At 35.7% G+C, this 13,134-nt stretch carries 15 protein-coding genes and 1 pseudogene; 8 read left to right on the top strand and 8 right to left on the bottom strand.

Annotation, left to right across the window (positions count from 1 at the left end; translation table 11 throughout):
- A partial coding sequence (locus tag MOC86_RS10285) for an SPOR domain-containing protein (protein WP_268584092.1) occupies positions 1–1,020 on the top strand: 1,020 nt, incomplete at its 5' end.
- A gap of 505 nt (positions 1,021–1,525) precedes the next feature.
- Here MOC86_RS10285 and MOC86_RS10280 read toward each other — a convergent pair.
- Positions 1,526–1,648 (bottom strand): annotated as a pseudogene (locus tag MOC86_RS10280) (IS3 family transposase); the annotation flags it as partial.
- A gap of 199 nt (positions 1,649–1,847) precedes the next feature.
- Positions 1,848–2,828, bottom strand: a complete 981-nt coding sequence (locus MOC86_RS10275) for an aldo/keto reductase (RefSeq protein ID WP_268584107.1) — start codon at positions 2,826–2,828, stop codon at positions 1,848–1,850.
- A 172-nt stretch (positions 2,829–3,000) separates the two neighbouring features.
- On the opposite strand from MOC86_RS10275, the gene MOC86_RS10270 reads away from it, so the two are divergent.
- Positions 3,001–3,192, top strand: coding sequence for a hypothetical protein (locus MOC86_RS10270; protein WP_268584090.1), 192 nt, complete (start codon positions 3,001–3,003; stop codon positions 3,190–3,192).
- Positions 3,193–3,235: 43 nt separating this feature from the next.
- Here MOC86_RS10270 and MOC86_RS10265 read toward each other — a convergent pair whose 3' ends face one another.
- Entirely contained in the window at positions 3,236–3,781 is a 546-nt protein-coding gene (locus MOC86_RS10265; RefSeq protein ID WP_268584106.1) for a TetR/AcrR family transcriptional regulator, read from the bottom strand.
- Between the two features lie 223 nt (positions 3,782–4,004).
- Here MOC86_RS10265 and MOC86_RS10260 point away from each other — a divergent pair, with 223 nt between their 5' ends.
- The 3 genes from MOC86_RS10260 to MOC86_RS10250 are packed head-to-tail and all read left to right on the top strand — an operon-like array spanning position 4,005 to position 5,964.
- Positions 4,005–4,760, top strand: a complete 756-nt coding sequence (locus MOC86_RS10260; RefSeq protein WP_268584089.1) for a carboxymuconolactone decarboxylase family protein — start codon at positions 4,005–4,007, stop codon at positions 4,758–4,760.
- A gap of 18 nt (positions 4,761–4,778) precedes the next feature.
- Positions 4,779–5,525 (top strand): SDR family oxidoreductase, encoded by a 747-nt coding sequence (locus tag MOC86_RS10255; protein ID WP_268584088.1) that lies wholly within the window; start codon positions 4,779–4,781, stop codon positions 5,523–5,525.
- A 31-nt stretch (positions 5,526–5,556) separates the two neighbouring features.
- A complete protein-coding gene (locus MOC86_RS10250; protein WP_268584087.1) occupies positions 5,557–5,964 on the top strand; it encodes a cupin domain-containing protein in 408 nt (135 codons plus the stop codon).
- Between the two features lie 200 nt (positions 5,965–6,164).
- Here the strand turns inward: MOC86_RS10250 and MOC86_RS10245 are convergent, their stop codons facing one another.
- Positions 6,165–6,626: a VOC family protein gene (locus MOC86_RS10245; RefSeq protein WP_268584086.1), complete on the bottom strand. Its 462-nt coding sequence runs from the start codon at positions 6,624–6,626 to the stop codon at positions 6,165–6,167.
- Positions 6,627–6,858: 232 nt separating this feature from the next.
- Entirely contained in the window at positions 6,859–7,512 is a 654-nt protein-coding gene (locus MOC86_RS10240; RefSeq protein WP_268584085.1) for a DUF6037 family protein, read from the bottom strand.
- A 351-nt stretch (positions 7,513–7,863) separates the two neighbouring features.
- Here MOC86_RS10240 and MOC86_RS10235 point away from each other — a divergent pair, with 351 nt between their 5' ends.
- From MOC86_RS10235 to MOC86_RS10225, 3 genes are all read left to right on the top strand, one after another.
- On the top strand, positions 7,864–8,019 hold the full coding sequence (locus tag MOC86_RS10235; RefSeq protein ID WP_268584084.1) for a hypothetical protein: 156 nt from the start codon (positions 7,864–7,866) through the stop codon (positions 8,017–8,019).
- Positions 8,020–8,192: 173 nt separating this feature from the next.
- Positions 8,193–9,482 (top strand): EndoU domain-containing protein, encoded by a 1,290-nt coding sequence (locus MOC86_RS10230; RefSeq protein WP_268584083.1) that lies wholly within the window; start codon positions 8,193–8,195, stop codon positions 9,480–9,482.
- A gap of 3 nt (positions 9,483–9,485) precedes the next feature.
- Complete coding sequence (locus tag MOC86_RS10225) at positions 9,486–9,821, top strand: tRNA-Val4 (RefSeq protein ID WP_268584082.1); 336 nt, start codon at positions 9,486–9,488, stop codon at positions 9,819–9,821.
- 140 nt (positions 9,822–9,961) lie between these two features.
- Here the strand turns inward: MOC86_RS10225 and MOC86_RS10220 are convergent, their stop codons facing one another.
- The 3 genes from MOC86_RS10220 to MOC86_RS10210 all read right to left on the bottom strand — a co-directional run.
- Positions 9,962–10,711 carry a hypothetical protein gene (locus tag MOC86_RS10220; RefSeq protein WP_268584081.1) on the bottom strand — a complete coding sequence of 250 codons (750 nt, stop codon included), beginning with the start codon at positions 10,709–10,711 and terminating at the stop codon, positions 9,962–9,964.
- Between the two features lie 325 nt (positions 10,712–11,036).
- On the bottom strand, positions 11,037–11,861 hold the full coding sequence (locus MOC86_RS10215) for a helix-turn-helix domain-containing protein (protein ID WP_268584080.1): 825 nt from the start codon (positions 11,859–11,861) through the stop codon (positions 11,037–11,039).
- 424 nt (positions 11,862–12,285) lie between these two features.
- Positions 12,286–13,134, bottom strand: an 849-nt coding sequence (locus MOC86_RS10210; RefSeq protein WP_268584079.1) for an amino acid permease, incomplete at its 5' end; no start/stop codon positions are given.

The raw sequence follows: 13,134 nt of genomic DNA, 5'->3' as shown, positions 1-13,134 counted from the left end.
ATGATGCATGGAGAAATAGTGAAAATCAATCAACTTAATGATCGAGGTCGAAAAAAAGCAAATTTTCATGTTTTGCGTGAAACGAACATGCCAGCCTTACTAACAGAAAATGGGTTTATTGATAATAGACAGGATGCTACCTTGATGAAAGACCCTTCGTGGCGTCAAAAATTAGCACAAGGTCATGTCAATGGTTTAGCAAAGGCTTTTAATCTGAAACCCCAACCTAATGATCCTGGAACGATTTATAAGATCATAGTTGGATCTTTCAAGTCAAAGGAAAATGCAGAGGAACGCGTAGATGTCCTACATTCAAAAGGCATTGAATCTTTCATTATGACCGTGAATATTTCTGGTGAAACATGGTATCGCGTTCAGGCTGGATCTTTCTCAAAGAGAGACAATGCAGAAAAGCGTTTGAAAGAGGTCAAGAATGTGGGGATTAGTGATGCCTACATTGTCACTGAAGGCGTTGATTCTGGTCAAAAGGATTTGTCTGGATACCCTATATTAGGTGGGACCTACCTGTCCCCAGCATCCATGGAGCAGTATGCAAAAACTGTAAATCCAGATGCGATTACGTTGGGAATTTATTATTTAACTTTTGGGGAATACTATGGTATTAGAGGGGATATTGCCTTTGCCCAAGCTATTCACGAAACGGACTTCTTTCGATTTACGGGAGTCGTACAACCCGAACAAAACAATTTCTGCGGATTAGGAACAATAGGACCTGATAATCCGGGGGCGAGTTTTGATACACCAAGAGATGGGGTACTTGCCCATTTTCAACATTTATTTGCCTATGCATCGACTGAACCATTACCAGATAAATATCCATTAATCGACCCTCGTTTTGATTTAGTACAGAGAGGATCCGCCCCGATATGGGTCGCATTAAACGGAAAATGGGCCGTTCCAGGTAACAATTATGGACAATCCATTCTAAATATATATGAAAGAATGATTAATAATACCATGCAAACACTAGGGGAAATCCTCCAAGAGATTAAGGCCTAGCCTCTACTCACCCTTTCTGTTTTCATTTCGTCCTCTATATTGGGAAAGAAGAGTTCTAATAACGTAGTTGTATTGTTGAGGATAAGGATACCTTATCTGATAAAGAATAATATAAATTGTTTCTATTATTTTTAAAATCTCCAAAAAATCCGATGTCATGCTTAACATGGTTCTGGTGCAAGAAATATAGCAAACTTGGACATACTTATACTATCAATCTAAAAAAGGGAGGAGTCGGGATAACAGAAAATAAAGATCTTATAGGCTCAACCAACATCAATATAGGAAAACATAAAAATCACACAATTGTACCGACTGCTTTATATTATACATTCACAGTAAAAAAATTCTAATAAGCCTATATTTCGTTCTCAGTTAAATAAAGTTAAAATGCGAATAGAGCCTGACCAAGATTTATTATCTGTTGTAAAAGATACTATAGATTCTAATATTTATAATGTAAATAAAAGTAAAATAGGCTAGGGACAAGGAGTAGAGAAAATTGCTGCTGAAGGGTACGATTCCGAATATGTAGCGTTTCCATCACTTCTTTTACAGGCACACCTGCTAATCTCATTTTAATTGCCTTCATTTTAACCTCTACTGGATAACTTACTCTTGTTCCCATAGAAAAAACACCTCCACGTTATAGTTCGGTCATTTGTATCCGATTTTTAACGAAAAGGTGTTTTTTATTTGTCTTACTTCATGGGGTCGGTCCCGTCCCCACTAGCAAAGGGTTTTTACATATGGGGGAATACATTAGAAGTATAGACAGTTTTGTAGATTAATATACATGTATGTTTATATCTTTACTCTTTCTTAAATTAATTATGACCTACTATTGGATGGGGAACATATGGCTCTTCGAGGAAGACAATTTCTTCAGGAGTTAACTTAACCGATAAAGAACCTATAGCACCTTCGAGATGAGATATTTTTGTCGCACCGATAATAGGAGCAGTTACGGATTCTTTCTGTAGTAGCCAAGCCAGGGCGATATGAATACGAGGAACACCACGTTTTTCTGCGATTTCTGCAACTCGCTCTACAACCAATCGATCAACCTCAGCCGTCGCATCATATTTGTATTTTTGAACTTGATCGGTTTCGGAACGTTGTGTGGTTTCAGACCAATCACGAGTTAATCTCCCTGATGCAAGTGGACTATACGGAGTCACCCCAATTTTTTCTTCCCTACAAAGGGGCAGCATTTCTCTTTCCTCTTCACGGTATAAAAGGTTTAAATGATTCTGCATGGAGACAAACTTCGTCCATCCATTTTTCTCTGCTACATGTAATGCCTTTTGGAACTGCCATGCGTACATGGCGGAAGCACCAATGTATCTTGCCTTCCCAGCCTTCACAACGTCATGTAATGCTTCCATTGTCTCTTCAATGGGCGTATTGTAATCCCAACGGTGGATAATATAAAGATCTACATAATCGGTTCCAAGGCGTTTCAGACTTTTATCGATTTCACTCATAATGGCTTTTCGGGAAAGACCAGCACCATTTGGTCCTTCATGCATTCGTTGGTATACCTTAGTTGCAATGACAATTTCATCACGATTGGCATAATCCTTTAGAGCTCGGCCAAGGAATTCCTCGCTGGTTCCCATTGAGTATACATTTGCCGTATCAAAAAAATTGATTTCGAGATCAAGCGCTTTTTTGATAATAGAGCGACTTTGTTCTTCATTAAGTACCCACTGATGAAGCCATTTCTCTGCTTCCCCAAAACTCATACAGCCAAGGCAAAATTTAGATACATCCAATCCTGTATTTCCGAGTTTCACATATTCCATTTGATTGGGCCCCACTTTCTTTTATTAGACTTTTTAGTTTCAATTCGATTTATCCTCCCCTATTATGTCACAGATAATAAAGAAACCTTTAACCCGTTAGTATCAAATTTTTGCCTAATCTTCTCAATATCCTGTCTATATTTATAAGTATCAAGGGAAAGAAGAATAAGTTATGTCTGAGAAAGTCTACACCCATCAACAGGAACTTGCCAAACTTACTGAGCAATATACAGGTCTGAACGGTATTCATGCTACCTCTATTCCATCTTTATTTCTCATCCGTAAATCCACTCCTAACGAACCTATTTCTAAAGTTGAAAAGCCTTCACAAATTAGCTTATTAAGTTCAAGAAAACAGAAATAATCACTAGATATAAACTTTTCTTCACTGTTTTCATAGTAGGAAGCTAAAAATTTCTATCTAACAACACCCCTACTTGTTCCGCGACTACTTGAGTCGGTTCAGATAATCCATTAGTGAACCAGGATTCTACGACTTCTACGATAGCTGCTCCGAAAAATTTAAGAATTAAATCCTTACTAAATCCTTTATTTATCCCTTTTGTAACCTCTACTTCACCCTCTAACTCCTCAATAACAAACTTTAGAAATTGACTACGAAAAGCAGGAGCCCCTTTACTCGCTAGCATCGTTGAAAAGAAGGAAGAATGTTGTTCAAAGTACTCAAACCACATCAAATTACCCTCAGTAAAACTCATTTCAGCCGTTGATTTGCATATGTTCCTTAGTTCGTTGATATGTTGTTCGATAAGTTTATCCAGTAAATCAAATTTATCTAGGTAATGGTCATAAACGGTTCTTCGACCGACATTTGCCCTATCGGCAATATCTTGGATTGTAATTTGATCAAAATTTTTTTCAGACATCAGTTCAATAAAAGCATTTTTTATGGCCTCCTGAGATTTTTGTACTCTTCTATCCACCCTGGACATTGTAATCATCACCAAACTTTCTTAAAAATTACCGCACAAGTTTAATTAACTTGTGCAATAACGCACAAATTATAGCATTTTGATTGTTGAAGACATCCTCTTTTCATTTTATATTATACACAGATGTGCGATAACGCATCAATATACGATTTTCTAACACATCAAATTTTACTTCCTTCGGAATAATAGGAGAGTTAATGAAACTCAAAAAGGAGTTGTATTTATGAATCGCGTTGAAAAGAGCAAGGAGAAATTTCAACAGCTATTTGGTGATGGAGTACCTACTACCTATTCTACTGATCCGGACTTCCAGGACATTCTGAGCCACTTTATTTTTGGAGAAGTTTTCTATCAAGGTAATCTGAGTGACAAACACCGTGAGTTGATCACCCTAGTGGTGCTTACAACTAACCAGACACTGCCCCAGCTTAAGGCACATGTCAGGGCGGCACTGAATATTGGGGTGACACCAGTAGAAATTAAAGAGGCTGTTTACCAGTGTGCTCCGTACATTGGATTCCCCAAAACATTGAATGCCATGAATGAAGTCAATGAAGTTTTCAAAGCGAAGAATATCGCTTTACCAGTCGAAAGCCAAAAGACTGTAGATGAAGATAACCGTTTTGATAAAGGGCTTGCAGTACAGGTAGAGATATTTGGTGATGTCATTGAAAAAATGCAAGAGAGTGCCCCACTAAATCAAAAGCATATACAAGAATATCTTTCTGCTTTTTGCTTCGGGGATTTCTACACTCGTGGCGGACTTGATTTGAAAACAAGAGAGCTGCTAACGCTCTGTATCATAAGTGCATTAGGCGGTGCCGAAGGTCAAGTGAAGGCACATGTACAAGGTAATAAAAATGTAGGCAATGACAAGGGAACATTAATCACAGCTATCACCCACTGCCTTCCATATATGGGCTTTCCAAGAACACTAAATGCATTTGCTTGCATCAATGAAATCATTCCTGAAAATTAAGAAAGGGTGTTATTTATTATGTCTAATATTCAAGATAAAGTGGTTATTATTACGGGTGCTTCTTCTGGAATTGGAGAAGCTACAGCAAAAGAACTTGCATCAAAAGGTGCGAAGTTGGTACTCGCAGCTCGTCGTGAAGACCGTTTGAAGAAATTGCAAGATGAGATTCAATCAAATGGTGGACAGGCTATTTATAAAGTAGTAGATGTAACCTCTCGTGAACAAATGGAAGAACTCGCTGCGTATGCTCTTAAAGAGTTTGAACAAATTGACGTTTTAGTCAATAATGCGGGCATTATGCCACAAGCGTTTCTTGCTGAAAATAAAGTGGATGAGTGGGATAAGATGATTGATGTCAACATCAAAGGTGTTTTATATGCCATCGCTGCTATCGTTCCATCTATGAGAGAACGCAAATCCGGTCATGTTATTAATCTTTCTTCAGTAGCTGGACATAACATCTATCCTGGTGGAACGGTTTACTGCGGAACCAAGTTTGCGGTAAGAGCCATTTCTGAAGGTTTACGCCAAGAAGAAGCAATGAATGGAACAAATATCCGTGTAACGATTGTTTCTCCAGGTGCTGTTAGTAGTGAATTGTTAGAAACTACAACAGACCCAACAATGAAAGCAGGATTAGATGAATTTTACAAAGTAGCCATTGATGCTGATAGTATTGCTCGTACCGTTGCATTTGCCATTGATCAACCATCAGCCGTGGCTATCAATGAGTTGATTGTTCGTCCAACTGTTCAAGTTGGTTAATAAAAAAATAAAGTTTATTGGAGGTATTAAAATGGCAAAACATGAAGAAGTAAAAAATGGCGTTATTTTCCCAGTAGGCGAAAAAAATGACGCATATGCACAATTTTTTGTGGGACAGAGTTATCTAAAAACGTTAATTGCGGATCCTAAAGTGAGCGTTGGTGTTGGGAATGTGACCTTTGAGCCAGGATGCAGAAATAACTGGCACATTCATCGTGATGGATTCCAACTTTTATTAGTAACTGGTGGCGAAGGTTGGTACCAAGAAGAAGGAAAACCTGCTCAATTCTTAAAAGCTGGTGATGTTGTTGTCACCCATGATGGTGTAAAACACTGGCATGGTGCTACAAAAGATAGCTGGTTTGAACACATTGCAATCACTGCAGGTACACCAGAATGGTTGGAACCTGTCGATGATGAAACCTATAACAAATTATAAACAGGCTGTGCTCTAAATTAGCTTGGATATGACAAATCCGCCCCATCTTAGGACGGACTTTTTTTGGATTTAATCATTTTCAAGGAGCTGATTAGTTATACACTTTGTTCATTATCTTGTGGTTTTATAGAACACCACTACTGAATGCAAAATCCAAGCCTTTTAACTACTCTTTGTTTTATATGCCTTTTTGAGAAGTATTAATCATTTTGATTTAATTGTTCCCATTCACTTAGGTACATTCGTTTTGTAATATTCTTAGGATTGTCTATCTTACATATAAATTCTAAGCTATTTCCATCTGGGTCATTAAAATGAATTTTGGCATGAGCCATACCACTGTGTGCCATAACGAATGGTTCAACAGGTTCGAAACCAAATGCTTCTCTAGGTTTATAACCTCTTTCATTTAACCATGAAACGGAATGTCTTAAACCATCTAAAGAAACTTGAAAAGCAATGTGCCTTATGGAAGGATGATATTCTAGTTCTACTTTATCTGTTTCCCAAAGTCCTAACCAACTTTTATTCTTTTTAATCCACAAAAATGCCAACCTATCCTCATGACTATGCGAAAATTCTAGACCAAGTCCTTTATAAAATTCTATGGAACGTTTTAAGTTGCTCACTGGCAAATGTGCTTCATATAATCCTTCAATCATTCCTTTCATCCCTCCCTCACCACATTATACAAAATACTCTATTTTTTTACTTAAATTCTATCCCTCTTTAATAAGTCTTTATAAAAACACCGTCCATAAAAGTATACTTTTACGGATGGTTTGGTTAACTCCCCCTTTTCCCTTATAAGCCAATATAAATAGAAAAAGAAAAAACAACACTAGCATAATTTTGCCTGTACTGGTGAATTGCTAAGAGCTTAAAAGTAAACTCTTAAGTTCTTCGTTTAGAAAATAATTCCATAATCTCTTCATTTCTTCTTTTATCTTCTTCTTTATCTGAAAAGAAAAAGCTCAAATTCTCGTCCTTCCTATATTGTTCATATAGTTCAGGACGTAGTGCTTGTGCTTTATTACTATTTTCAATGCTTCGTTTATTTGTTGATCCATCTTCTTTCCTTCCATTCCGTCGCACATCATAACAGTATATTGCTTTGGGGTTATTCCCCTCTACGCGACTTCCGATTAGCTTTCTTTCTATATCATTTTTATCAATAACTTTTTCTTTAGGAATAAATTCAGAAAAGATTCGAGAAAAATCTTTGAATAAATCTCTATTTGCATTTCCTATTTTTACATTAAAAAAGTTACAAAAATCTTTTACATTATCAAAATGAACATTGAAAAAATCAACATAGCCCAAAACCGAATTATTTATATTGTCTCTCGATATAAATTCAACTTTAGCTTTAGCATGTTCACGTGGCTTCCTCTCAGTTTCTTTGTATCGAGTTAATAACACAATATACTGTCTATCTTTGTATCTAAATGGAAATGAATCAATAATCCATTTTTTTCGCTCCATATCTTTCAATAAAGACGGTAAATTTTTGAAAAGTAATTTTGTTTTCTTATTCTCTTGTGTCATTATATTCCTCTCCTTTTGTGATTTATTATATATAAGCATATTTCAACTTTTATCGATATGAAAGACCTAGAATATCTGCTGATTCTTTCAATGCCCTAAGGTTTTAATTGAAGAGGATCATAATACTCCAGTTTATCCTACTACCAAAGCTATAATGAAATGGGTTCATCAAAGTTTAGCATTACGAACGGGAATAAAGTTAGGGTTTAAATACGATGAACAATTTTTTGATACTATAATGGGAGAACTCGTAATGGAGGGGAGAGTTTCTCTCATACATGATAAGGATACAGATGAAATAATTGCATTTAAGTTTAATAGCTTTGACAATATAATAAAGGAGTAAATAAAATGGCAATGTATGAAGAATATACGTTAAGAGACGGAACTACAAAATTTATAAAAAAGGTAGAAGGTCGCTCTTTACAGCAAGAAATGAAGCTGTTAGGCATTTCCGAGAAAGATGTTCTTTCTATGCAACTCGTGACAGAACCTTCATCCAAATGAAACCCTTATCCGTGGATAGGGGCTTTATTATTATACAGTGAACTTGAAAGTTTAGTGCTTTCAGTCTAGTTCTCCTGATTCATTTTTGATTCACTTTTTATTTCATCCTTCTTTTCTATTTGAAAAGTTGTAAAATGTTAGTTGGTGGAAAACTTGGAAAGGATGTTCTAGACATGGGGACGATTCAAGCAGACTTAAATGAGCTTAAAAATCTTGAACAAAAAACCAAAAATGCAAAAGCAAAAATAGATGCAATTCCAGGGCAGCTTAGCTTTTCTTTGTCAGGAGCTCTATCTGAACTAAGTGGAGTATGGAATGGAGAATTAGAGGGCCTGCAGCAGGAATTGGAGAAGAGCATACGAGATTATAGCGAGGAGTTAGGGAAAGCAGGGCAAGTCGTTTCAAAAACGTATCAGGAATTAAAAGCAGCGGATGAAGCTCTTCTTCAGGCGCTAGGGTTAGATAGTGAAATTGCTCCTCAAAAAACGTCTAAAGGAAAGGCAGAAGGATCAAGTAAGAAGAAAAAAGAGAAAGAAGAAGGAAATGCTTTTACCCAATCATTAAAAGGAATAGGTGATGGAGCGGGAGACGCCCTTTCAGATACATGGGATGGGATCGTTTCTTTTGCGAAACATCCTGTAGACAGCACCGTTGACACAGCCAAAGGAGTCTATGAAGCAGGAAAGCATCCCATTCGTACATATAACACAGTGAAGGATGGGGTAGTTACTGCGGTAGATGAGAAACTTATTCATGGTGATGCTTATAGTCGCAGTCACTTTTTTTCTTATGCAGGAACAGAGATTGGACTTGCAGCTATTGGAGACAAAGGAGCAGGTTTAGCTGTTAAGGGAGCTTCCGGTAGTAAGAAGCTTCTAAAGGAAGCAGGTAAGAATGTAAAAGAAGCTCATAAAGCAACTGTGAAACAAAAAGCACCAGCCTTGCAGCCCGCAGTGGCTGGTGTGCGTAATACTCCACCCCGTAATGTTATTAACATGAATTATGTGAATAATCTTTTACAAAACCTTAAGGGGATGAACTGGAGCTTTGCTAAAAAGTTAGGAGAAAATAGATATACGTTAAAAACTATGAAACATATCTACCATGGGGAAGTTAAATGGAACAGGAGAGAGAAAAAGAACAAAGTTGTTGGTTACCATCATGAAAGTATGATGGGGGGGGCTAAGCTAGTTCCAGGTACGGAGACAAAGCCTGATAAAAATGGAATTTATAAAGCGAAAGTTGAAATTAATGGGGAAATAAAATTAGCCAAATCAAGTTTCTTTCCAAAAGATTGGAATCGTGTGCAAGTACTTGAAGCTATTAATGAAGCTTATGATAATAAAACGCAAATAGATGAAAACAAATTTTCAGGTAAAACATCTTCCGGGATATGGATTGACATGTATTTAAATAAAGATGGTTCGATTGCTACGGCATATCCAATTTATAAAAGGAGGTAAAGTATGAAATATTCATATAAATTTTATCGAGATCACTTTGATTTATTGAGGATAAAACTACCAGATGAAATAGGGTTATTCTCCGATTTTGTAGAAGATATTGCGACAGAGGAAGAAGCAGACGAGTATATTGAATATATTGAAAAGGTTTTAAATGGCTCATATGATAATTTTGAGATTCAATTAAATGCTACAAGTGCTTTTATTAAAAAGGATATGACGATTCTTGAACATTTTTTCACAAGTAAAGAACCTAATAAAAATACAATAGAAACTGAACAGTTTAAAGAACTGATATTGATTTGGAAAAATAAACTTCCAGAAAGGTTTAAAGACTGAATATCAAACACAATTAGATAATAAATTGGTCAGAGTGAACATTAACAAGTAAACAAACATAACCTATTCTGTTTGTTCGTCTACCAATAGGTGGGTGGTACACAAACAAAGCCCTTATCCATTGGATAGGGGCTTATTTTTTATTTTTCGTCACGTTTCTTTGCATCTTCAGGATTTAAGATTTCAAAGTCTAATCGTTTTTCTTGAGCAATATCTTCTAAGCTATCTGTCTCATATGGTGACGGGATAACCATCTTAATATTTTTAATATCTTTTGTATTATCCTTAATCAACCACCATGCTTGACCTTCCTTCTTAACTTTACCTAAGAAGTCACCACCAACTTCGCCCATCATAATCATTTCAGATTCGATTTGTTCACCAGTGTCTGTTACTAAAACAGCTTGGTTTGGGTCGAACGTAATATCTTGATCAGAAGTGTTTTCTGCTTTCATTGTTACGATAACAGCACGTACTTTATCTAAATCATTAAACATTGCTTTCATACTTTCTTCTGGCTTAATGTCTGCAACTGTCATATTTTCGATATACAAATTAACAGGACCGAATGCAATTGGCTTACTAGGCGTATCTGTTCCATCAATTCCAGCTTCATCATTATAACCATAACCATAGTCTTTTGCTTTTCCTAGCCCTTCTTTAACCTTCCAGCCATCTTCTGACTTTTCTTTTGTTTCTTCTTTTGATTCTTCTTTTACTGCACTATCTTTTTCATTATCCTCTTTATTATTTACATCCTTTTGATCAGCAACAGTGGTTTCTTCCTTTTTGTCACTGGATTCATTGGTACTTGCATCTTCATTGCTTCCACAGGCTGATAAAATAAGTGAAAGAGCTGTGACGCATGCAAATAGACTTAATTTTTTCATATTTGTTCCCCCTATTTTAGTTCAAAATACCAAGTGAAATATTACTATATATAATTGGTGATTACTACCTTATTAAGAAATATTCGTTTATACACTTGAAGAAAATAAGATTAAAAAGGGTTCTCAAAAGATTTCACAATTCCTAGAAATTGTGAATTGCTACATGGATATTAAATTATTAAGAGAACCAAAGCACCTTATTGTGGAATACAAGTTTGGTAAAGGAAATATTGAACCTGATTTATTCAGTGACCAGTGACCGTCCACAATCAAGACCTGTTCAGCAATCAAAACATAGGCTTAAAAATGGTAAACTAAATTTGGCTCAATAATTCTGTAAGAATTCATCATCAAAGAAAAGCTTGTCCATCAAGTTATTTACAATGCCGTTAAAGTATCCAAATTTATTTTTTACATTCTTATTTTGTTTAATCTTCATAACAAACTCTTTAAATGCTTTAATTCCAATATGTAATTCTTGTTTAGGATTAAAGGCTCTTTTTTGCTCACTGTGGTCTATAACTCTATTAGATTGCTTAATGACTTTCCAAAATTCTTGTACAGTTTCAGCTTGGTTATAATAACAGATTGCTAAGTTTGCAAATTGTTCTGGAACCCAATGAGCAATATAGTTAGACTCTTTAAATTGATTAACCTTATCATTTAATACAGAAACAGCTTTACGTTCTTTATTATTTATCTTTTGTTTTAAAGAAGATGAAGTTGTTTTATTGGTCGGACACTTCTCGGACTTTTTAGAGGAAGTCTTGTCGGACAGATCTTCATTTGGGACAATAAGTACTGCATTAGAGGTTTGTAACATATCTTTTTTACGCTTCATAGCTACTTGACGGATCATGCCTAGGTCTTCTAATTTCTTCATTAAACGTTGCACGGTTTTATAAGACACTTCTAATTTAGATGCAATTGTGTTCTTACACATATAACTCACGCCTAATTGTTTGCAACTGTAACGTTTTAAAAGTTCCAATAAATTAATAAGGCGTACTTTTACATCTGCACGTTTAATAACATCATGAAGTATATCTTTATAAAGTCTTACAGTTCTATTCATTTCTTCAATTTCATCAAAGCTAGAAAGGTTGTTAAATGATTCTTCACTAGCAATTACATCAATTTTACTTTTCATGATAAAGGCTCCTTTAAAAACAAAAAGCAACGGCCTACGAAAGCAAACCGTTGCCAAGAAGCCCCAAAATGTATTAAACTACATTTAAGAGTACAGCAAGTGTTTGCCTAGCGAGGATAGGCGGACGGTATAAGAGTGTTCCAGCACTACTTATACACGTTGTGCTCTTTTGTTTTGAATTTTAATTAGGAACCTTGCTATAGTTCACACGTTTTTTGCCCATCATTTGCCCACCAACGGACAAAAAAATACAGTTTGTTATCGAAAGCTACAATGTAACGAATCCTTATTTCATAAGGTTTTGTATATGATATAGTACAATAACTTTAATGCATTTTGTTCAACATATGAGATGGAGAAAATGTTTAAGCGGGTGATGTAAAAGAAAAAGGCGTAACCTATTTTAGTAGGTTACGCCTTTTTCTTATTTTTTCGCTGCTACATCTTTCTTTATTTTTGCTGCTTGAACTTTATAAATCACAATAAGCAAAATAAACCAAACAGGTGTAACAAATAGCGAAACTCTTGTATCTTCTGCAAGTGCCAATACAACAATAATAAAGGCAAGAAAAGCAAGAATTAAATAGTTGGAAAATGGATAAAGCGGAAGCTTAAATTTATTTATTTTCGCTAAATCTGGTTTTGTTTTGCGATATTTTAAATGACAAATAACCGTGATGCCCCAAATGAAAATAAAGCAAACAGTTGAAATACTTGTAATAAGCGTAAAGACGCCTTCAGGCATTGTATAGTTTAAAACAACGCCAATTAAAACAACAATGGCTGAGAAAAACAGCGCATTTGAAGGGACTTTATTTGCTGTAAGTTTTGCTAATGCTTCTGGTGCGTTTTTATCTTTAGCGAGTGAGTACATCATACGGCTTGTACTGAAGATAGCACTGTTACATGCAGAAGCAGCAGATGTTAACACAACAAAGTTAATAATAGTTGCAGCTGCTACAATTCCAACAGCAACAAAAACTTGTACAAACGGACTTTCCGCTGGATTAATAGCATTCCATGGATAAATACTCATAATCACAATAAGTGCTCCAATATAGAAAATTAATATACGAAGCGGGATATTATTAATAGCTTTTGGAAGAACTTTTTCCGGGTTTTCTGTTTCACCTGCTGTAAGACCAACAAGTTCAATTCCAACGAAGGCAAAGACAACCATTTGGAAAGAAAGAATAAAGCCGTTCATTCCATTAGGGAACATGCCGCCGTGATTCCATAAGTTTGCAAATGTAGATGGCCCTGAGTCAGTAGA

Source organism: Priestia endophytica (genome assembly GCF_026790145.1).
GTDB lineage: Bacteria > Bacillota > Bacilli > Bacillales > Bacillaceae_H > Bacillus_I > Bacillus_I endophytica_A.
Note: the sequence above shows the minus strand (reverse complement) of the source record. Positions and strands in the feature narration are given on the sequence as shown.

Coding starts and splice junctions, on each gene's coding strand:
- MOC86_RS10235 (WP_268584084.1), top strand. CDS start 7,864: ATGGCAATGTATGAAGAATATACGTTAAGAGACGGAACTACAAAATTT.
- MOC86_RS10275 (WP_268584107.1), bottom strand. CDS start 2,828: ATGGAATATGTGAAACTCGGAAATACAGGATTGGATGTATCTAAATTT.
- MOC86_RS10250 (WP_268584087.1), top strand. CDS start 5,557: ATGGCAAAACATGAAGAAGTAAAAAATGGCGTTATTTTCCCAGTAGGC.
- MOC86_RS10245 (WP_268584086.1), bottom strand. CDS start 6,626: ATGATTGAAGGATTATATGAAGCACATTTGCCAGTGAGCAACTTAAAA.
- MOC86_RS10225 (WP_268584082.1), top strand. CDS start 9,486: ATGAAATATTCATATAAATTTTATCGAGATCACTTTGATTTATTGAGG.
- MOC86_RS10260 (WP_268584089.1), top strand. CDS start 4,005: ATGAATCGCGTTGAAAAGAGCAAGGAGAAATTTCAACAGCTATTTGGT.
- MOC86_RS10265 (WP_268584106.1), bottom strand. CDS start 3,781: ATGTCCAGGGTGGATAGAAGAGTACAAAAATCTCAGGAGGCCATAAAA.
- MOC86_RS10255 (WP_268584088.1), top strand. CDS start 4,779: ATGTCTAATATTCAAGATAAAGTGGTTATTATTACGGGTGCTTCTTCT.
- MOC86_RS10220 (WP_268584081.1), bottom strand. CDS start 10,711: ATGAAAAAATTAAGTCTATTTGCATGCGTCACAGCTCTTTCACTTATT.
- MOC86_RS10230 (WP_268584083.1), top strand. CDS start 8,193: ATGGGGACGATTCAAGCAGACTTAAATGAGCTTAAAAATCTTGAACAA.
- MOC86_RS10240 (WP_268584085.1), bottom strand. CDS start 7,512: ATGACACAAGAGAATAAGAAAACAAAATTACTTTTCAAAAATTTACCG.
- MOC86_RS10270 (WP_268584090.1), top strand. CDS start 3,001: ATGTCTGAGAAAGTCTACACCCATCAACAGGAACTTGCCAAACTTACT.
- MOC86_RS10215 (WP_268584080.1), bottom strand. CDS start 11,861: ATGAAAAGTAAAATTGATGTAATTGCTAGTGAAGAATCATTTAACAAC.